14 protein-coding genes are annotated in these 19,737 nt (G+C 44.4%); 8 read left to right on the plus strand and 6 right to left on the minus strand.

The window, feature by feature from the left end; all coding sequences use genetic code 11:
• The first annotated feature begins 177 nt into the window (after nt 1-177).
• The 3 genes from Q1A18_RS04160 (at nt 178) to Q1A18_RS04170 (ending at nt 3,232) form a co-directional block, all read left to right on the plus strand.
• Nucleotides 178-885: a GW dipeptide domain-containing protein gene (locus Q1A18_RS04160; protein WP_299577663.1), complete on the plus strand. Its 708-nt coding sequence runs from the start codon at nt 178-180 to the stop codon at nt 883-885.
• 304 nt (nt 886-1,189) lie between these two features.
• Nucleotides 1,190-2,548 carry an MATE family efflux transporter gene (locus Q1A18_RS04165; RefSeq protein ID WP_299577664.1) on the plus strand — a complete coding sequence of 453 codons (1,359 nt, stop codon included), beginning with the start codon at nt 1,190-1,192 and terminating at the stop codon, nt 2,546-2,548.
• A 138-nt stretch (nt 2,549-2,686) separates the two neighbouring features.
• Complete coding sequence (locus Q1A18_RS04170) at nt 2,687-3,232, plus strand: hypothetical protein (protein WP_299577665.1); 546 nt, start codon at nt 2,687-2,689, stop codon at nt 3,230-3,232.
• Between the two features lie 63 nt (nt 3,233-3,295).
• On the opposite strand, the gene Q1A18_RS04175 is transcribed toward Q1A18_RS04170, so the two are convergent.
• Together Q1A18_RS04175 and Q1A18_RS04180 are read right to left on the minus strand one after the other, a co-directional pair.
• Nucleotides 3,296-4,465, minus strand: a complete 1,170-nt coding sequence (locus Q1A18_RS04175) for a serine hydrolase domain-containing protein (protein ID WP_299577666.1) — start codon at nt 4,463-4,465, stop codon at nt 3,296-3,298.
• A gap of 210 nt (nt 4,466-4,675) precedes the next feature.
• Complete coding sequence (locus Q1A18_RS04180; protein ID WP_299577667.1) at nt 4,676-5,926, minus strand: C1 family peptidase; 1,251 nt, start codon at nt 5,924-5,926, stop codon at nt 4,676-4,678.
• 313 nt (nt 5,927-6,239) lie between these two features.
• Between Q1A18_RS04180 and hemN the strand changes: the two genes are divergently transcribed.
• The 4 genes from hemN to hemH all read left to right on the plus strand — a co-directional run bounded on the left by hemN (nt 6,240) and on the right by hemH (nt 11,029).
• Nucleotides 6,240-7,616: an oxygen-independent coproporphyrinogen III oxidase gene (hemN, locus tag Q1A18_RS04185; protein ID WP_299577668.1), complete on the plus strand. Its 1,377-nt coding sequence runs from the start codon at nt 6,240-6,242 to the stop codon at nt 7,614-7,616.
• 90 nt (nt 7,617-7,706) lie between these two features.
• Nucleotides 7,707-9,056, plus strand: a complete 1,350-nt coding sequence (gene hemG / locus Q1A18_RS04190; protein ID WP_299577669.1) for a protoporphyrinogen oxidase — start codon at nt 7,707-7,709, stop codon at nt 9,054-9,056.
• 18 nt (nt 9,057-9,074) lie between these two features.
• A complete protein-coding gene (gene hemF / locus Q1A18_RS04195; RefSeq protein ID WP_299577670.1) occupies nt 9,075-9,974 on the plus strand; it encodes an oxygen-dependent coproporphyrinogen oxidase in 900 nt (299 codons plus the stop codon).
• 38 nt (nt 9,975-10,012) lie between these two features.
• The gene (gene hemH / locus Q1A18_RS04200) at nt 10,013-11,029 is read left to right on the plus strand and encodes a ferrochelatase (RefSeq protein WP_299577671.1); all 1,017 of its coding nucleotides are present in this window, start codon (nt 10,013-10,015) and stop codon (nt 11,027-11,029) included.
• A 314-nt stretch (nt 11,030-11,343) separates the two neighbouring features.
• Here the strand turns inward: hemH and Q1A18_RS04205 are convergent, their stop codons facing one another.
• The 4 genes from Q1A18_RS04205 to accC all read right to left on the minus strand — a co-directional run bounded on the left by Q1A18_RS04205 (nt 11,344) and on the right by accC (nt 17,622).
• Nucleotides 11,344-13,761, minus strand: coding sequence for an alpha-ketoacid dehydrogenase subunit alpha/beta (locus tag Q1A18_RS04205; protein ID WP_299577672.1), 2,418 nt, complete (start codon nt 13,759-13,761; stop codon nt 11,344-11,346).
• A 278-nt stretch (nt 13,762-14,039) separates the two neighbouring features.
• A complete protein-coding gene (locus Q1A18_RS04210; RefSeq protein ID WP_299577673.1) occupies nt 14,040-15,575 on the minus strand; it encodes an acyl-CoA carboxylase subunit beta in 1,536 nt (511 codons plus the stop codon).
• Nucleotides 15,576-15,586: 11 nt separating this feature from the next.
• Nucleotides 15,587-16,096, minus strand: coding sequence for an acetyl-CoA carboxylase biotin carboxyl carrier protein subunit (locus Q1A18_RS04215; RefSeq protein ID WP_299577674.1), 510 nt, complete (start codon nt 16,094-16,096; stop codon nt 15,587-15,589).
• An 11-nt stretch (nt 16,097-16,107) separates the two neighbouring features.
• Entirely contained in the window at nt 16,108-17,622 is a 1,515-nt protein-coding gene (gene accC / locus Q1A18_RS04220; protein WP_299577675.1) for an acetyl-CoA carboxylase biotin carboxylase subunit, read from the minus strand.
• Nucleotides 17,623-18,356: 734 nt separating this feature from the next.
• Between accC and Q1A18_RS04225 the strand changes: the two genes are divergently transcribed.
• Complete coding sequence (locus tag Q1A18_RS04225; RefSeq protein WP_299577676.1) at nt 18,357-19,691, plus strand: MATE family efflux transporter; 1,335 nt, start codon at nt 18,357-18,359, stop codon at nt 19,689-19,691.
• Nucleotides 19,692-19,737: the final 46 nt, after the last annotated feature.

Genomic DNA, 19,737 nt, shown 5'->3' on the forward strand with positions numbered 1-19,737 from the left:
AAATGTTTTTAAACCAAAACTCTAATGGTCTTTGACTCAGGTAAGGGGAATCAGTATGAAACAGCCACTGGCCAAAATCGGATAAATGTCAATCGTGTATTTAACTTTCTTTTGAAGTGTTTGTTTACATTTACTGTCCTGTTAAGTTTTTATCTGTGAAATAAAATGTAGTAACTTATGAGATTATTTATTGTATTGTTAATGAGTAGCCTGCTGATGGGCTCTTGCGTTCAGAAAAAGAAAGAATCTGTTCAACCGCTCGATACCAGTTCGCTCATGCATCAGGTGGAAGTCAAAGAAGTGATTCAAACCGATAGTTATACTTACTTAAAAGTTTCAGAAAATCGTGAGGAATTTTGGATTGCGGTGAGTCGTCAGGAAGCAAAAGTGGGCGAAAAATATTATTATGCTTCAGCTTTGGAAATGAAGGATTTTGAGAGCAAAGCCTTGGGGCGGGTGTTCGATTCGATCTTTTTTGTTCAGAAGCTGAGTAAAGACCCCATTCAGAAGAGTGCTCCGGTGGCTTCCAAAAAAGAACCATTAGGGAAAGCCATCGAATCGTTTGATTCCAATATTGAAGTGGAGCCTGCTGAAGGTGGAGTGACAATCGGTGAATTGTATGCTTCCAAAGGAAATTACGAAGGAAAACGCGTACGCGTAAAAGGAAAGGTTGTCAAAGTGAATAAAAACATCATGTCGCGCAACTGGATTCACATTCAGGATGGAACTAAGCACGGCGAGGATTATGACCTGACCATTACTTCGGACCAGATGGCAGAAGTTGGGCAGGAGCATACTTTTGAAGGCGTAGTAACCCTTAATAAAGATTTTGGTGCCGGCTATTTTTATGAGCTGATCATGGAAGAAGGCCAGTTGGTCAACTAACAAAGCACCACTTAGTTTTTTAAATTTTTTTGTTTAAGGTTTGAAATGGGAGTGAAACATGAAACTCCGGATTTCAAACCTTAATTTTTTCTTTCCTTTCTTCATTCTGGTTCGCTATTATTTTTTTGTCAGCGTGAGAACAATTACTTTCGCCGCCGTTTTTAGCGACCTTAATTACATGAAACTTCCAACAGGGGAGCGCTTCTCACCTTGAAGCTTGAAAACGATGCTTAACTCCTGCCTGTCGTGTATGTATTAAGGGGCAAGGTCTCGCTCAATCACAACCATTTATTTATTGTTAGTTATGAAACGAATTTGGCGTTTGTATCGTCCTCACTATGCCGAAACCCGTAGGCTTGCCCTGCCGGTAATTGTGGCGCAAATTGGACAGATTACGGTTGGTTTGGCCGATAATATGATGATTGGCCGTTTGGGCAAAACAGAACTGGCAGCAGCAGCGTTTGCCAATACCCTGTTTTCGCTTCCCCTGATTTTTGGGATGGGATTTGCGATGGCCATTACTCCCTTAACCGGGAAGGCTAACGGTTCGAATGATTATGCGGAACTGTTGTCGTTGAAAAAAGCGGCTTTTGCTGCCAACAGCATCATGGCGATCTTGCTGGCTATGGCTTGCCTGCTGTTGTATTCGGCGATGCCATTTATGCATCAGCCCGAAAGTATTCTTGACTATTCACGGCACTACTTTAGTGTTATCGGACTTTCCATTGTGCCTTTGATGCTGTTTTTGAGCGGAAAACAGTTTGCTGATGGTTTGTCGAACACCAAACTGGCCATGATGATTACCCTGGGGGCCAATGTTGTGAATATTCTGGGGAACTACATGCTGATTTTTGGGAAATGGGGAGCGCCTGAATTGGGACTTGTTGGTGCCGGTTGGTCAACCTTGATTGCCCGGGTGTTAATGGCTGTGGGGATGCTCATATTTGTCCGTAAGCTTTATCGCGAGCAACTGCAGTCGGTTGTTGCTAATGTGAAGTCGGTAACCGCCTCCACGCTTAAGATAATCAAGCTCGGCATTCCTATGGGATTGCATATGTTTTCGGAGTCTTCGGCGTTTATTGTGGCCGGTATTATGATGGGCTGGATCAGCGAAACCGGACTGGCTGCACATCAGATTGTGATTAGCCTTTCCACTTTTGGGTTTATGCTTTACCAGGGAATTGGTGTGAGCACAACCATTCGTATCAGTCAACTTGCCGGACGTCAGGTACCCTCGCTGTTGAAAAGAGCCTCCAACGCTTCAATTCAGATTGTGTTGGGAATGGTGGTTATTATTTCCATGTCCTTTGTGAGCTTGAGCCATTGGCTGCCAACTTTGTTTACGACCGATGCGGAAGTGATCCGGCTTGCCTCGCAAATGATTATCGTGTTGGCTATCTTTCAGCTTTTTGATGCCATTCAAATCATTTACTCGGGTATTTTACGGGGAATGGCTGATGCCACGATTCCGGGAATTCTTACTTTTATTTGCTATTTCATCATCACTATTCCGTTTAGTTATTGGGCAGCTTTTCATGGCGGATTCAATGAAATTGGCATTTGGATGGGCTTCCCGGTGGGCTTAAGTATTTGTGCGTTAATGTTTCACTTCAGGCTTAGTTACCTGCATCGAAAGTTGAATTTAGAGATGCAGGCCTCCTAAGCACTTTTGCCGAAAACGAAGGCTCCAGTATCCCGTACTTTTTTCAGCAAAGCTGATTCAAAAGAAACTGCAGCTTTGGAAGTAAGGGGAACTTTTGCGTAACTTGAAGGGAGTTTCTACCCTCCAAATGATTGCGTTATGAATTCGTTGAAGTTTTTATTGAGCACGGTGTTTTTAGGAGCTTGCCTGCTGACCTATGGACAGCCAAGTGGCAATCCGGAAAAAGAAGTTCGCTTTCGCGATAAGCTTTTTACAGGGGGCAGTGTCGGGCTTTCGCTAGGGAGTTATACCAACATTAACATTAGTCCGATCATTGGTGCCCGCTTAACCGATCAGTTTTATGCCGGTGCAGGAATTGAATATCAATATACCCGCTACAAGTATCCTGATGGGAATCTCACGGCCAGCCAGTATGGCGGGCGATTGTTTGGGCAATACAACATCATTCCCCAATTTTATCTTCATAGTGAGTTTTCGATGATCAACATGGAGTATTATTCCTTTAACCGGGAAGAGCGAAGTTTCATTCCTTTTTTTCATGTGGGAGGAGGCTACCGGCAGGTGCTTTCTGACCGCTCTTTTATAAGCTTTCAGGTTTTGTTTGATGTAATTCAGGATAAAAATTCGCCCTACAAATCATGGGAACCCATTTACAGTGTCGGATTTGGCGTGGACATTTGGTAGATGAGGCTTCAGGCACTGAAAATAAAAAACCGGGTTAATCATGGATTGACCCGGTTTCCTTTTTTATTCTTGTTTAGCGTCTTCTTTGGGATCTATAATTTTCAGGAAGTGATTGGCAATTTGCATCACCGGCAAATCTTCAAAATCGCTTCCCAGGTTAGCACAGAGAGTAACCACCAATTTCTGCTCGGGGTAAACGGCAATGGCCGAAGCTCCCCCGGTAGTGCTGCCAGCCTGACCAATTACTTTGCGGCCTTCGCGGTCGGTAATAACCAGCCAGCCAAAGCTTGAATTTAACCGTTGTCCGGTACTTAATTGGTAAGGCTCGTAAAATAACCGGAGTGTTTCTTCATTGAAAAATCCTGGCTCCAGAAGCTGTTGGGCGGCCAGATTCAGGTCATCAGCTGTTGATAGCATTCCTAAGGCCGGAGCCAGCGGGTTAAGGTTGATTTGAGGCGCATTGGTTAACCGGGCAATGTAATCACGGTCGTAAGTATTGCTGCGGTTTTCAATGATTGCCATAGTGTTATCCAATTGGGTGTTGTTCAATTGGAGGGTGTCAATAATCGTTTCCTGTATCAAGTCTGCAAACCTTTTTTGACTGATGTCTTCTGCTAAAATTCCAAGCAACCCCAGGCTTAAATTCGATTGCAGAAAGTAGCTGTCGGGTTGGTAAACCAACGAATCGTTTTCGTGAAGCTTGATGTAGTCTTTCAAGGTTCTGATTTTCTTGTCGAGCTGTTGAGCTTCGCGGTTTGAGCTTTCCGGGAACCCGGCTACCTGGTTCATCAGCATGCGCAAGGTAAAATCTGCACGCTTTTTAGGGAAGTCCGGAATGTAGGTATAAAAGCTGCTGTCAATATGGAGCTGGTTTTCTTCCTGCATTTTGGCAATGAGGTAGGCTGTAAAAAGCTGAGAGCTGTTGCCAATGCGGAATTTGGTGTTGCGCTGCGTCGGAGCTTTCAGTTCTTTGTTGGCATAGCCAAGTCCTTCCGACCACACCAATTCGCCATCAACCGAAACCGAAACCGAGCCTCCGGGGGTAAAGCTGGTCATGAGATGTGCACCTAATTCCTTTCGGCTTTCTAAAATTGCTTCCTTGTAATCCCTTTTGTAGATGGGGCCATTCGCTGTTTTTTCCTGTTGGCAGGAGGTAAAACTTAGAATAACTACAAGAATTGGGATAAATGTTTTAAGCATTGAAGTGGGTGGAGTAAATTTCTTTTCCATCATTCTAAATTTATTAAGTCTGGTTTGTTGTGAAAATTGTATTGAACAGGGAGGGGGTGAGCCTTCCCTTTGATTTTTGCAGCCCTGAAAATAATAATTTCAATCAAAACAGGTGGTTGATCCGATCATTTTTTTAGATAAATGATGAACTTTCATTTTTTCAGAAATAAAAAAAGCCCCTTTAACAGGAGCTCTTTTAGAAGTATTGTTTGCTTAAAACTTTTGCAGAATTGCTTTTACGGCATCTTTATGAATCGTAAACCCCATCATTTTTAGCTTGATGTAATCTTCGTGAAAAAAGTAGTAGCCAAATTTCGGATCGTCTTCACCTACATTGCGCGAGCCCGAGCTGGAGTCTTTTATCAAATACCAGTCTTTGCCGCTGTTTTTGTAGTTTTCCAGTACGCCCACCAGGTGCATGCCATGATCGTCGGTCGTTGTTTCGTTGGAAAAACGAAATTGCCGGGCATCTTCATTGATGTATTCCGAAGGGATATCATAATCAGGAATCATGGCGCAGTTGGTTTCACGGCTAAAGCCAGTTTCTGAAACATCGCCGCCAATACTCATCGAGTAGCCATCTTTGATTGCCTGTTTGATAATTTTCATATACACATCCAGCGGAACATTGTAGTATTCGTCGCTGTGCCACCAGTTGTCCGGTACTTTGTATTCAACCTGCTCCCAGTAAGGCTCTTGCTTATAGGATAAAATTTCGACAAAATCATCCGGGTTCATTTTCAAATAGTCAGTCATGTAGCTCATGGGCGTGTAAGTTTTGCCTTCCACTGTAAACTCAACAGGCGGTTCGCCAATGTAGTGATTCATAATTGCCTTAATGGTTTCCAGCCCATAGTTTACGTTCCAGGCATTCGACTTTTTCATGGACTCCAGAAAACCACGCATTTCTTCCATCATCTTGGCGTGGGTGTGAAACTTGCGGTTGTGGAGCAAACCTGTGTAAGCTGATTCGGGCACTACCCCATAGCGGTTCATAATGCGGGCAACAGCATTGCCCTCCGAACCTTCATCAAACAAGGATTCGCCTCGCTTTTCAATGTAGCGCCGGGCTTTTTCAACATACTCCCAGTAAACGGTGTAAATTTCTGATAACGCTACTTTTTTTCCGGTTTCCCTAAAAATCTCCGATTCGTAAAACGAAGTGGTTGAAAACGACCAGCAAGAGCCGGCATTGCCTTGCGACTCGGTTGGCTGACACCATACGGTTCGGTAGAGCGACGGATCATTGGGAAGGTCTAAATCCGACTGATCCATGTTGAAACGGATAAACGGCGTGGTTTCTTCCAGCTGTTCATCTACCGCTGTTACATCTTTCAGAATAGATTCGTAATAGTACCCTTTGCCTTTGTCGTAAACTTCTACTTTCCCCTTACTTTTGTTTTCTTGCGCCAAGCCATTCAGCACCAGGAAAATGGCAAGCAGATTTAAAATGTGTTTGTTCATCAATTAATTTTTTAGATAAAGCCAAATTACTTTTTATCCGTGAATTAGTTGCTAGAGTAAGGCTAAAAATTTAGGTTCTGTTTTTTTATGCTTATTTTCGTTCGTCCGGATGATTCTTCATCTGAATAGGATTAACAGATTTAAAGCCCGGAAAAACTGACTTTTGGAAGCTTGTTTTACACGGAGTTCTGTTATTTTCGCATAGAATAAAATTTGTCGCCGTGCTTTTGCTGAAGAGAGCGTTGCCGGTAAATGTCTGGCCTGCTGTGCATGCAGGCACCAATGAAGCTAAAAAACAAACAATTCAAGACACATGAGAATCCCTTTAGCATTGATCGATAAGTATAATGTTCCGGTTCCTCGTTATACCAGTTATCCACCCGCCAATTTTTTTACCGATGATTTTACAACAGCGGATTATTTGCAGGCGGTAAAGGAATCAAATCACACACAACCCGAGAATATTTCCATTTACCTGCATATTCCGTTTTGTACGCAGTTGTGTTTGTATTGCGGATGTAATACGCATATCACCAAAGATCAGGATATGATGAAAACGTATGTGGAAGCCCTGAAAAAGGAAATTCACATGCTTGGAAAGTTGATTGATAAGAACCGGAAGATATCACAGATTCACTGGGGGGGAGGAACGCCCAATGTTTTGCCATCAAGCTATATTGGTGAAATCATGGAGCTTTTTACGTCCAATTACCAGTTTATTGATAAACCTGAAATCGCCATTGAATGTAATCCGGCACATTTGGATGAAGCCTACATTAACGATTTGGCATCTTTTGGCTTTACCCGTATTAGCTTGGGAGTTCAGGATTTTCAGGAGAAAGTGCTGAATGCCGTGCACCGGGAAGTGCCGGAAATACCGATTGCTGATTTGGTTGCCATGATCCGAAAGCATCCGGGCGTGTCGGTTAATCTGGATTTTATTTACGGCTTGCCTTATCAAACGACAGCATCATTTGCTGAAACTATGGAAACGGCAGCAGCCATCAATCCCGATCGCTTGGTTACTTTTTCCTATGCCCATGTTCCTTGGGTGAAAAAAGCGCAGCAAAAGCTTGAATCGTATGGGCTGCCTGAGCCCGAAGAAAAAGTGAAAATGTTTGAGGTGGCCTGGGCAAAGATGACCGGAGCGGGCTATGTGCCCATTGGCTTGGATCATTACGCCAAACCCGACGACGATATGGCCATTGCTCTGCAAAATCGTTCCTTGCATCGGAATTTTCAGGGCTATTGCACGCGCGAAACCACTGGTCAGGTATATGCTTTTGGTGTTACCGGAATCAGCCAGTTGGAGAATGTGTATGCGCAAAATGCACGAACGGTGAAAGAGTATGTTGATTCGATAAATGCTGGCGAAATACAGGTGGTGAAAGGCTATGTGCTTTCGGAAACCGATAAGATAATTCGGCAGATTATCAACGAAGTGATGTGCAATCAGTACTTGTCGTGGAAGCAGGTTGCCAGTCAGTTTAACCTTGAGGTGGATGCACTGAAAGCGCTGTTGAATTTTGAAGAAAGCAAGCTGGATGAGTTTGTGAAAGATGATCTGCTGTCATACACAACTGAAGAGATTGTGATTACTGACCTAGGCCGTTTTGTGCTGCGAAATATTGCGGCGGTATTCGACATCCGACTGGAAGGGAGTATCCAGAAATTCTCCAAATCAGTGTAACGAAATTATATTTGGCTTGTGCTGAAACGAGCCGCTTAAGACGGATGCTTGTGACATCCGGACTTAGGTGCGAATTGAAAATAGAATACAATGAATAAAAAAGTAGCAGTAATTGGGGCCGGCTTGACAGGCTTAACAACCGCCTATTATCTTCAGAAAAAAGGAATTGATGTTCAGATTTTTGAACGGGCCGATCATGTGGGCGGTGTCATTCAAACCCGGTCTGAAAATGGTTTTCTTTATGAGAATGGTCCCAGTACCGGGGTGCTCGGACAACCTGAAGCTGCTGCTTTGATTGAAGACCTGGGTGGCGCTTGCGAATTGGAAATTGCTGATGAGGATGCCAAATTCCGTTGGATTTGGAAAGGTGACTGTTGGCATGCTATTCCTTCGGGGTTGCTGGGCGGAATAAAAACGCCTTTGTTCACCTGGTACGATAAGTTTCGTATACTGGGAGAGCCATTCCGGAAACCCGGAACCAATCCGAATGAAACCTTGGCAGAGTTGGTGCGTCGTCGCATGGGCGAGAGCTTTCTGAAATATGCCATTGACCCGTTTATTCTTGGTGTTTACTCCGGAGATCCGGCTAAGCTGGTGGTAAAATATGCTTTGCCAAAACTGTATAATCTGGAGCAGACTTATGGCAGTTTCATTGGCGGGTCGATTAAAAAGGCCAAAGAACCCAAGACCGACTGGGACAAAAAAGCCACCAAAGAAGTTTTTTCCATGAAAGGGGGATTGTCCTCGCTGATTAATGCCCTGAACAATGCGATAGGAGAAGAACACATTCATTTAAGCTTAACGGACTTGAAAGTGGCGCAGACAGCAGAGAAATACCAGCTTATGAATGGAAACGAATCGCTTGGAGAATTCGATTATGTGATATCAACTGTAGGGGGATTTGCTTTACGTTCCTTATTCCCATTTCTGCCTTCCGGAAAACTTGAAAAAATTGAAGCAATGCCTTATGCACGGGTGGTGCAGGTTTCCGTGGGCTTTAACCAATGGGAGGGTATTCCTATCAAAGCATTTGGCGGTTTAATTCCATTTCATGAGAATCGTGATATCCTGGGGGTTTTGTTCTTGTCTTCTTTCCTGAAAGGCCGTGCCCCCAAAGGAGGAGCCTTGTTGTCTACATTTTTAGGTGGTGTCCGAAAGCCGGAAATGGTTGATTTGTCGGATGATGAGCTTAAAGCATTGGTTGAAAAAGAGCTAAAAAGCATGATGGGCTTAACAAAATGGCAACCAGATTTGTTGGTTATTAATCGTTATCAGCATGCTATTCCGCAATACGGTTTTGAGTCAGCTGAACGTCTGGCGGCTATCGATTCCATCGAGGCCTCTTATCCCGGATTACTTCTGGGAGGAAACATTCGTGATGGCATTGGAATGGCCGACCGAATGAAACAAGGACGAAAGCTGGCGGAATCGGTTGGATAGCTTTAATAAAAGACCAACATGAAAAATGACCTCGTGGCTTCCACTTACCGGAAGCTTCAACAACAAATTTGTACCGAACTGGAAACGGCTGATGGACAGGCTGTTTTTAAAACGGACTATTGGGAGAAAGAAATCGGACATGGCTATACCATGGTCATGGACCAGGGAGATGCCATTGAAAAGGCAGCGGTAAACTTTTCGGCCGTAAGCGGAAAAGTGAGTGAACGCATGCGCCAAGCCTTGCGAATTGACGAAGGTGAAGCCTATTTTGCAACCGGAATCTCCTCCATCATTCATCCTAAAAACCCACATGCCCCGATTACGCATATGAATGTGCGCTATTTCCAGCTGAGTTCAGGCAAAGCCTGGTTTGGCGGTGGAATAGACCTGACACCGCACTATGTGAATAAAGCGGAAGCCAGTTGGTTTCACCAGGAGTTGAAAAAGGTGTGCGATGCGTATGATGAAAACTTTTACCCCGACTATAAGCAATGGGCTGATACTTATTTCTACTTGCCCCATCGCCAGGAAACCCGAGGTGTGGGGGGGATTTTCTTCGACCACCAGGATGGAGCCGATGAGGCTAGCTTTACCAAGTTCTTTGCTTTTACCCAAGCCTTGGCTGAAGCCTATCCGCGCATCTATATTCAGCTGCTAAATTCCAATCGTGATCGACAGTTTTCAGAAGTCGAAAAGCAATGGCAAGACTTGCGAAGAGGTCGGTACGTGGAGTTTAACCTGCTGTATGACCGCGGAACCAAGTTTGGTTTGGAATCGAATGGTCGCACGGAATCAATCCTTTTAAGCATGCCCCCAATGGCCGCCTGGACGTACGATTTTCAGTCAGAAAAAGGGTCGGACGAAGAAGAGACTTTAAGCTTGTTAAAAAAAGATATTGACTGGATTCATCTGGTCTGATTTAATTTGGAATCATTAATCTAACAGGAATGCAAACGATGGATAACTCAAAAAGAACCGCTGTTTTACTGGTAAACGTGGGTACGCCCGATGAACCTAAAGTACCGGCTGTGCGTCGGTATTTATTCGAGTTTTTGAACGACCGGAGAGTGATTGACCTGCCACTGATTCCGCAAAAGTTGCTGGTTAATTTGATCATTGTCCCTTTTCGGGCACCCAAGTCTACCAAGCTTTACGAAATGCTTTGGACACCGGAAGGATCGCCGTTGCTGGTAAATGCCGAAAAGAACCGGGAAAAACTTCAGGCAGCGTTAGGAGACGAATTTCAGGTGTTTACAGCGATGCGTTACCAGAACCCGCATTTGCGAAAGGTATTGCGTGAGGTGCGTGACCAACGCTTTGGCCGAATGATTGTTATTCCGGTGTTTCCACAGTACGCCTCTTCAACAACGGGAACTATTGCCCAGTTTGTTTCGCAGGAAGTAGCCCGGTGGAATGTAATTCCTGAGATCAGAATGGTTAGCCAGTTTTACGATCATCCAACGTTTATCAAGGCCTTCTCCGAGCGCATCAAATCTTATCATCCGGAAGATTACGATCATATTGTGTTCTCCTACCATGGATTGCCCAACCGGCAGGTTGATAAGGTGCACCCGGAGATTGCTTCGACCAAATGTACTTGCGAGCAAGCAATGCCTGCACACGGAAAATACTGTTACAAAGCTACCTGCTACGAAACAACTCGTTTGCTGGCCAATGCGCTGAACTTGAAGCAGGAAGATTACTCGGTTTCGTTCCAGTCGCGCTTAACCAAAAACTGGCTCAAGCCTTTTTCAGATGAGCTGGTCATTCAGAAAGCCAAAGAAGGGGTGAAGCGGATGTTGTTTGTAGCGCCGGCTTTTGTGGCTGACTGTCTGGAAACCACTATTGAACTAGGAGTTGAATACCAGGAATTGTTTGAAGAACACGGAGGCGAAAAAATTCAGTTGGTGGAAAGTTTGAACGACCATCCTTTGTGGATTGAAACGCTCAAGGAGCTGATTCTGCAACCCTAAGGTTTATCGCTTTAGCGATTAGCACATGAAGTGGTTACTTTTAGTAAGTATTTTACCCTTGGTCTTGCTATAACAAGTTTTCAACGCCAAGGCCATTTTTTGAATCTTAGACTGCTAACTCCGCAGGTTTGTTAGATCATATCTACTAATTATGGAATTGTCTATTTATTCTAGTATAAATAGACAATTCCTGCATGGAGCATTTTGATCAAAGCAGCTGTCCTTAAAAAGGAAATGGTCAAGTAGGCCACCTCAAATTTTCGGAAATTATAAGAGACTGTTCCTAAAGTAAAATTTGACAGTCTCTTCTTCATTTAATGCAAACTGGGATATTTTTTTACATCCACTTCGCGCATCATTTCGTAGATGCTTTCAAAAATTTGCTCCACATTGGGTTTGGAGAAAAATTCACCATCAATACCATAGGCCGAACGGTGTTCTTTAGCCGACAGTGTTCTTGGAGCGGTATCGAGGTAATCGAAGGCTTTTTGCTCTTCCATCACTTTTTGTAGCATGTAAGCGGTTCCGCCTCCCGGAACATCTTCATCGACAAAAACTACTTTCCCGGTTTTTTTGATAGACTCCAGAATGCGGTGATCTATATCAAAAGGCATCAGGGTTTGCACGTCAATCACTTCCACTGAAATTCCCTTGGTTTGCAGAAGTTCGGCCGCTTTAACCGCATGGTTGACATTCCAGGCATAGGTAACCAAGGTAACGTCGGTTCCTTCAACCATCACTTCAGGAACTCCTAAAGGTACGGTGAATTCGCCCAGGTTGTCGGGCAGGTCTTCTTTCATGTTATAGCCTTTCAGGGGCTCAATGACCAGCGCGGGATCGTTGGCTGCCAGCAAAGTGTTGTAAAAGCCTGCTGCCTGTGTCATGTTGCGTGGTACGCACAAATAGAGTCCGCGCAGTGAGCCGAGCAACATTTGCATAGGCGAGCCGGCATGCCACATGCCCTGCAGCTGATGCCCACGGGTGCGAATGATAAGCGGTGCTGCTTGTTTGCCTTTGGTCCGGTATTGCATGCTGGCTAAATCGTCACTCAAGGTAGAATGGGCGTAAATCAGGTAATCGAGGTACTGAATTTCAGCAATGGGGCGAAATCCGCGCATGGCCAGACCAATACCTTGGCCGATGATGGTGGTTTCGCGAATACCGGCATCAGCTACCCGGTGGGCACCGTATTTCTCCTGCATCCCTTTCATCCCTTGGTTTACTCCGCCCAGCTTACCAGTGTCTTGTCCAAAAGTGACAAGGTTCGGGTATTTTTGAAACAGCACATCAAAATTCCGGTTCAGGATACCGGAGCCATTGACGACTTCCGGCTGCTCCGTATAGGTGGCAGGCACTGCTTTTACCTTTATAGCAGAGTCAGCCCCTTCGCGGTATAATTGCTGGTTGTAGAACCCGGCACTTTGTGCTTTGAACTGCTCAATCCACTGATGCAGCAACTGACGTTCGTGTTTCAGATTGTCCTGAAGGTGAATATCATAATAAAGTCGTTGGGCAAAACTAAGGTACTTGCGGCGGGTAGGGAAGGTGAGTTGCTTAATTTCCACCAGCTCGTCCAGCAGATCAACGGTTCCGCTAGATTGTTTTTTGAGTTGAAGCAAAATTTCTTCCAGGCTTTGCACTTCTTGCTTATAACCATTGGTGTAGTTGGCCCAGGCTTTTTTGCGCGCTTCACGGGCAACCTTTTCAGCCTTTTTTTCCAGTTGAGTGATGGTGTCCATATCGGCCTGGCCAGTTTCAATCAACCAGAGTTTGAACTGGTAAATACCATCGTATTCTTTTTCCCATTCCAGCCGCTCCTTTGTTTTGTAGCGTTCGTGCGATCCGGAAGTGGAATGCCCTAGCAGCTGGGTAACTTCCTGCACGTGGAAAAGTACAGGCGTATGAGTTTTCCGGCATTGCTTAATGCCTTCTGAAAAGGTTTTTACCAGCTCCGGATAATCCCATCCTTTGCAGGTGTAAATCAGGATGCCGTTGGTGTCCTTTTGTTTTTGAAAACCTTTGAGTGCTTCCGAAATACTGGATTTGGTGGTTTGAAGTTCAATCGGAACGCTGATTCCAAAGCCATCGTCATAAACCGCAACGGCCATCGGAACTTGCAATACCCCGGCTGCGTTAATGGTTTCAAAAAACATTCCTTCGGAGGTGCTGGCATCACCAATACTTCCAAAAGCCACTTCGTTTCCGGTGACATTGTTGTTCAGGTGTTTCTTCAGCGACTTGTCGTTCCGCACCATTTTTGAAGCCTGAGCAAGTCCGAGCAATCGGGGCATTTGGCCTCCGGTAGAGCTGATATCGGAACTGGAATTATAGCGGTTGGCTAAGTCTTTTATTTCTCCTTCTTCGTTAATGTTTGCGGTGCAGAAGTGGTTATTGAAGTTTCGCCCGCCGGTTGAAGGGTTGATTTGATCATCCGTATCACCATAGATCATTGCGAAAAACTCCTCTGGTTGCATTAAACCTAAGGCCAGCATAAAAGTCTGGTCGCGGTAATACCCCGATCGCCAATCTCCCTTTTGAAAGGTTTTGGCATAGGCAATCTGAGCCACTTCTTTTCCATCTCCAAAAATCCCAAAATGGGCACGGCCATTATGCACTTCGCGTTTACCCAAGATGCTTAATTGACGGCTTAAGTAAGCGACATAATAGTCGTTCAGAACTTCGGTATTCTTTTGATCGCTTGCTGTAAGCATTCCGGCTTTTTCTAAGAGCATTGATTGTATTTTAGTGTTTATGACTATTCTGTCTGAAATATTCTAAACAACGCTCGTCACGGATATTTGTTTAGCCTGTGGTTTGAATGAGCAGGAAGATTTTTGGTCTTTGCGAAGCGCTTGTTTAGAGCCTGTAAAATGGCGAAGTCAGAGCCTGTTTTGTCGTCGCGTGGAGAGGACGAACTTGTTGTTGATGACTATTTGAGGGAAAGAGTTAACCTTCAAAAAAGTGTGCCCGAAAATGCATTGAATCTTCGGGCAACACTGTATTTGTTGTTCTATAATGGAATATTTCCGTGTTTTCGTGGTAAATTGGATTTGCGTTTGTTGCGCGTCATATCCAAGGCGTTGATGATTTTGATCCGCGTGTCTTCCGGATAAATAATTTCATCAATATAGCCCAGCGAGGCAGCCCGGTAAGGATTGGCAAAGGCATCGCGATATTCTTCAACAGCCTTGGCTTTTTCTTCCTCGTTGGTCAGGTTCCGGTTCAGGATGTTAATGGCTCCTTCAGGTCCCATAACAGCAATCTCGGCAGTTGGGTAGGCGTAGTTGATATCGCCACCAATGTGCTTGCTCGACATCACATCATATGCACCACCATAGGCTTTACGCGTGATGAGCGTAATTTTAGGAACTGTTGCTTCTGCAAAGGCATACAGTAATTTGGCGCCGTGTTTGATAATTCCACCAAACTCCTGTTGCGTTCCGGGCAGGAATCCGGGTACATCCACCAAGGTAACTAAGGGAATGTTGAAGGCATCACAGAAGCGCACAAAACGTGCTGCCTTAGCCGATGAGTTGATGTCGAGCACTCCGGCCAGAACCGATGGCTGGTTGGCGACAATTCCCACAGACCTTCCGTCAAAACGGGCAAAGCCAATAATGATATTGGAGGCATAATTGGGCTGAACTTCTAAAAAGTGCTCATCATCCACAATTTTATAAATGATGTCCTTCATGTCGTAAGGTTTGTTCGGATCAGCCGGAACAACATCATGCAAGGCTTCTATTTTTCGGTCGATGGGGTCAGTTGTGGTTTGAACCGGCGGATCTTCCATATTGTTGGAAGGGATGAAACTTACCAGTTCACGCACCATCATGATGGTTTGCTCTTCGTTTTCTCCGGTAAAGTGGGCTACGCCACTTTTGGAACTGTGGGTAACGGCTCCTCCCAAATCTTCTTTGGTAACATTTTCATGCGTCACGGTTTTGATGACATCCGGGCCGGTAACAAACATGTGGCTCGTTTCATTAACCATGAAAATAAAGTCGGTAAGGGCAGGAGAGTAAACGGCTCCTCCGGCACAGGGCCCCAGAATGGTGCTGATTTGTGGAATGACCCCGGATGAGAGTACATTGTTGTAAAAAATGTCGGCATAGCCGGCCAAACTTTGCACACCTTCCTGGATACGGGCACCTCCGGAATCATTAAGTCCGATAAGCGGCGCTCCGTTTTCGATGGCCATTTTCTGAATTTTGACAATCTTATCGGCGTTGGAACGGCTCATGGTTCCACCAAAAACGGTGAAATCCTGGGCAAAAACATACACCAAACGATCATGAATTTTTCCATAACCAGTGACAACGCCATCGCCGCGAAATTTCTTTTTATCAATGCCAAAATCGGTGGCGCGGTGTAGCACAAACTTGTCAATTTCATTGAATGTGCCGGGATCCAGCAATTCTTCTACACGTTCGCGGGCCGTTTTTTTTCCAGCTGCGTGTTGCTTCTCAACACGTTCCTGGCCACCGCCACTTTCAGCTTCTTTATTAAGTTGTTCAAAATGCTCAAACTTGCTTTTTAAATCCATAGTTTCTTCCATTAATCAATTTCAATTAATACCTGGTTGGACTCAACCGTGTCGCCATCGGCAACATTAACGGCTTTAACCATCCCATCAACCGCTACTTTGTATTCACTTTCCATTTTCATGGCCGAAATGATTACGGCTGTTTGTCCCTGGCTTACTGCTTCGCCTTCTTTTACAAGCACTTTTACAATTTTCCCCGGCATAGGAGCCGAAATTTGCTTTTCGCTTTGGCTGAGTGTGCCCGCTCCGCGATTTCGGATGTAACGAGCCTCAGCATCAATAATTTCTAAGTCGTAAGTGTTGTAAAGGGTGTGGGCGGTGTAAGACTTAGGCTTTTGTGACGGAACCAGGGAAATATTATGTGAACGGTTATTTTCAATAATTGAAAAAGTTCCTTCGTCATTGTGCATCAAATCAACGTTATAAACCTTATCGTCGACCATGATCTCGATTAGGTTCTCGTTTTGATTCAGGATTTTAACAGATGCAATGCGATCACCTAATTTAATTTCAATAGGCATAATAGTCTGTTTTATAAACGATCAAAATTCTTTTGGTAAGTATATTTTTTCCATCGGTTTTTGGCCGGATTGAGTTCCTTGCTTGGAATCACTTTGTTTTTCCGGTTGATGAAGTCGAAGTAGGCTGCAATGATAACCATGTCCTGTGATTCATCTTCGTTGGAATCGTCGGCCAGTAATGTACTTCGGTTCTTCTCGATGAAGTTGGTGTCATAGTTTCCGGAGATAAAATCTTCGGATTCCATGATTCTTTCAAGGAATTTCAGCGATGTTCGGATTCCTGTGATTTTGTACTCATAAAGGGCTCTTCGCATACGTTGAATGGCTTCTCCACGGGTTTCAGCCCAAACAATCAGCTTGGAAATCATCGGGTCATAATGAATCGGGATTTCATAGCCCTCATAGACGTAGCCATCGGTTCGTACCCCCAGTCCCAAAGGTTGGGTAATGGAATGCACGCGGCCGGGACTTGGCATGAAATTATTGTCTGAATCTTCGGCATAAATCCGACATTCAATGGCATGTCCCTTTTGTTTTAATTCGTCTTGCGCAAGGTTTAACGGTTGTCCTTCGGCTACCTGTATTTGTTTTTTGACCAAGTCGACTCCGGTAACACGTTCGGTAATGGGATGCTCCACCTGCAGGCGGGTATTCATCTCCAGAAAGTAATAGTTGAGCTTGTTGTCCACCAGAAACTCGATGGTTCCGGCTCCAATGTAGTTGACTGCCTTGGCAGCATCAACGGCATGTTTACCCATTTGCTCGCGCAATTCTTCGGTCATTAAAACAGAAGGGGTTTCTTCCACCATTTTCTGGTGTCTGCGCTGAATGGAGCACTCCCGTTCAAATAAATGAATGGCATTGCCGTGCTGGTCGCCCAGAATTTGAAACTCAATGTGGTGTGGAGAGGTAACGTATTTTTCAATGTATACGGCATCGTCGCCAAAGGAAGCCAAAGCTTCGGAGCGGGCTGAGCGAACACCGGAAAGGATGTCGGCTTCTTTTTCAACCAGTCGCATGCCTTTACCACCTCCTCCGGCAGAAGCTTTAATCATTACAGGCAAGCCAATGGTTTTGATGGTTTCAATGGCTTCCTCTTCCGACTGAATAGCTTCAGTTGTTCCCGGAACAACGGGAACCCCGGCGGCAATCATGGCTTTTCGGGCTTCAATTTTATCACCCATTTTTTCGATAACTTCCGGAGTTGGCCCAATGAAAATGATGTCATTTTCTTTACAGAGCTGGGCAAACTTGGCGTTTTCAGATAAAAAGCCGTAACCAGGGTGAATGGCATCGGCTTTTGATTGTAAAGCAACCTCTATTATTTTATCAGATTTTAAATAACTGTCTTTTGATGGGGCCGGACCGATGTGGTAGGCTTCGTCAGCATAACGCACATGTATCGAAGTCCGGTCGGCATCAGAAAAAACAGCAACAGTTGCTATGCCCATTTCACGACAGGTGCGCATGATTCGGACAGCAATTTCACCCCGGTTGGCAACCAGGATCTTGTTGATTTTCCTCATAATTAACTTTTAATACTTCAAATAATTTGTATTATTAAATAGTCTCTTTCCAGTTTCTAAGTCTAACTTAAAAACCATATTCGCCTTAAAAAGTTTCTTCATTCGGTCATTAATTCGCCTATTTCTGCAAAAAAGTTCGTGTCTGAAAATCAACTTTTCGACTGTTTTTAGTGCGATTTATTCGTCGTCTGAGCAATAGTTATGTTATGAAATGAGTTGGTTGTTATGTGCTTATTGTTTTAATAATTAAAAGACATAAACGCATGAAAGAGTCGTGCTACCAGTGCCTTTACTTGGTGACAGCCTTGTTTTGCAGTCTGATTTATCAGTCAGTGCTCTTTCAAAGGCTAACACCATTCGTTTTTTCATCGTATTGATTAAAGTCCTTTTAAAATAAACAGTTATGATAATTAATAAAAACAGATCTGGTTATGCAAAATTGCTTTCAGGGAAGGAACCAAAACAGGGGAGAATTTTTATTGGAGGCACTCGTCAAACAAGCCATTCAATGTGAAGAACAGTGGTAAATTTGCCCGTGCCTGAGCTCAAAAACGTTTAATACTTTGGAGATCTGAAGGTGCGAAACAGAAGAGTCTATTGATGATGAAATTTAATTGCTGGATTTCTTTATAAAACCAAAGCATCGGCTTATTTTTGCGCGCTTTGGCATGTTTTAAGGCTTGAACCTTTGGCTTGTCAAACGGTTTAAGTCTGTTTAAATTGAATTGTATTCCGTGAAATTTTCTGATTACATCCCCTTGTACCGAAGAAGCCTGCATTTGGCTTTTCCGGTTATTTTGTCTCAGGTTGGCCAGGTAACCGTGAGTTTAGTTGATAATATGATGGTTGGCCATGTGGGCACCGTTGAATTGGCTGCTGCGGCATTTTCCATCAATATTTTTCATATTGGTATGCTGCTGGGAATCGGAATTACCTTGGGCTTGACACCTCTGGTAGGCCATGTGTATAGCCAGAAAAAAGAGCAAGAGGTGGGCGAATACTTGAAAAATGGCTTGGTGGTTCATGGGGTAACAACGCTGGTGATAACTTTAGTGATGGCAATTTTAAGCTTATTCCTTGACCGCATGGGACAACCCGCCGAGGTGGTGGCACAGGCACGGCCTTATTACCTGTTGTTGGTGGTATCCTTGTTCCCGATGCTAATTTTCTACACATTCAAGCAGTTTTTGGAGGGCGTGGGAAACACCAAGATCGCGATGTACATTACCCTCACATCAAATTTGGTCAACATCGTTTTAAATTATTTGCTGATCTATGGGAAATTCGGATTTCCGGAGTGGGGGTTGAATGGTGCCGGTATTGCAACGCTCATTTCGCGCATTTTGATGCCTTTGATGTTGATTCCTTTTATTCTGAAAAACAAGCAATACAAACAGGAATTTCGGATTGCCTACCATGCCCGGATAAAACTGAAGATGTTGAAACAGGTGTTTGCCGTTGGTTTCCCAATTGGATTGCAAATCATTGTAGAAGTCAGTACTTTCAGTTTTGGAGCCATTATGATGGGCTGGATTAGTAAGGAAGCGTTGGCGGCTCACCAGGTTGCTATCGGGCTGGCCTCGTTCTCCTACATGATTAGCTTGGGGCTTGGGGCCGGAACAACCATCTTGGTTAGTCATAACAGGGGAGCGAATAACCGTTTGCGCCTGCGTCAGAGTATTTATGCTTCTTTTCACCTGGTCATCCTGTTTATGGCATCCATGGGGGTTGTCTTTGTGTTGTTACGCTATCAGCTTCCATTTTTATTTACCGAAGATGCTGCCGTGCTTATCATTGCTGCAAACCTCTTGATTGTAGCAGCTCTTTTTCAAGTGTTTGATGGGATTCAGGTAATTTTATTGGCATCCTTGCGGGGATTGTCTGATGTAAAGCACCCCATGTTTATGGCCTTTATCAGTTACATGGGCTTTGGTTTACCCATTAGTTATCTCTTTGGAATAGTGCTTGAATTTGGCGCAATGGGAGTGTGGATTGGCTTCTTAAGTGGTTTGGCTTTTGCGTCTTTGCTTTTCTCATTGCGACTAAAAAAGCACCTTCATCTCGACTAGCATTAACTTATTCTTCCCGCTAACCAAAAGTGGTTCACAGTGCAGA

The organism is uncultured Sunxiuqinia sp., assembly GCF_947495665.1.
GTDB lineage: Bacteria > Bacteroidota > Bacteroidia > Bacteroidales > Prolixibacteraceae > Sunxiuqinia > Sunxiuqinia rutila.

What these genes read in the sequence shown, in the direction of transcription:
- Q1A18_RS04160 (WP_299577663.1), top strand. Translation starts at nt 178, where the DNA reads ATGAGATTATTTATTGTATTGTTAATGAGTAGCCTGCTGATGGGCTCT.
- Q1A18_RS04165 (WP_299577664.1), top strand. Translation starts at nt 1,190, where the DNA reads ATGAAACGAATTTGGCGTTTGTATCGTCCTCACTATGCCGAAACCCGT.
- Q1A18_RS04170 (WP_299577665.1), top strand. Translation starts at nt 2,687, where the DNA reads ATGAATTCGTTGAAGTTTTTATTGAGCACGGTGTTTTTAGGAGCTTGC.
- Q1A18_RS04175 (WP_299577666.1), bottom strand. Translation starts at nt 4,465, where the DNA reads ATGATGGAAAAGAAATTTACTCCACCCACTTCAATGCTTAAAACATTT.
- Q1A18_RS04180 (WP_299577667.1), bottom strand. Translation starts at nt 5,926, where the DNA reads ATGAACAAACACATTTTAAATCTGCTTGCCATTTTCCTGGTGCTGAAT.
- hemN (WP_299577668.1), top strand. Translation starts at nt 6,240, where the DNA reads ATGAGAATCCCTTTAGCATTGATCGATAAGTATAATGTTCCGGTTCCT.
- hemG (WP_299577669.1), top strand. Translation starts at nt 7,707, where the DNA reads ATGAATAAAAAAGTAGCAGTAATTGGGGCCGGCTTGACAGGCTTAACA.
- hemF (WP_299577670.1), top strand. Translation starts at nt 9,075, where the DNA reads ATGAAAAATGACCTCGTGGCTTCCACTTACCGGAAGCTTCAACAACAA.
- hemH (WP_299577671.1), top strand. Translation starts at nt 10,013, where the DNA reads ATGGATAACTCAAAAAGAACCGCTGTTTTACTGGTAAACGTGGGTACG.
- Q1A18_RS04205 (WP_299577672.1), bottom strand. Translation starts at nt 13,761, where the DNA reads ATGCTCTTAGAAAAAGCCGGAATGCTTACAGCAAGCGATCAAAAGAAT.
- Q1A18_RS04210 (WP_299577673.1), bottom strand. Translation starts at nt 15,575, where the DNA reads ATGGATTTAAAAAGCAAGTTTGAGCATTTTGAACAACTTAATAAAGAA.
- Q1A18_RS04215 (WP_299577674.1), bottom strand. Translation starts at nt 16,096, where the DNA reads ATGCCTATTGAAATTAAATTAGGTGATCGCATTGCATCTGTTAAAATC.
- accC (WP_299577675.1), bottom strand. Translation starts at nt 17,622, where the DNA reads ATGAGGAAAATCAACAAGATCCTGGTTGCCAACCGGGGTGAAATTGCT.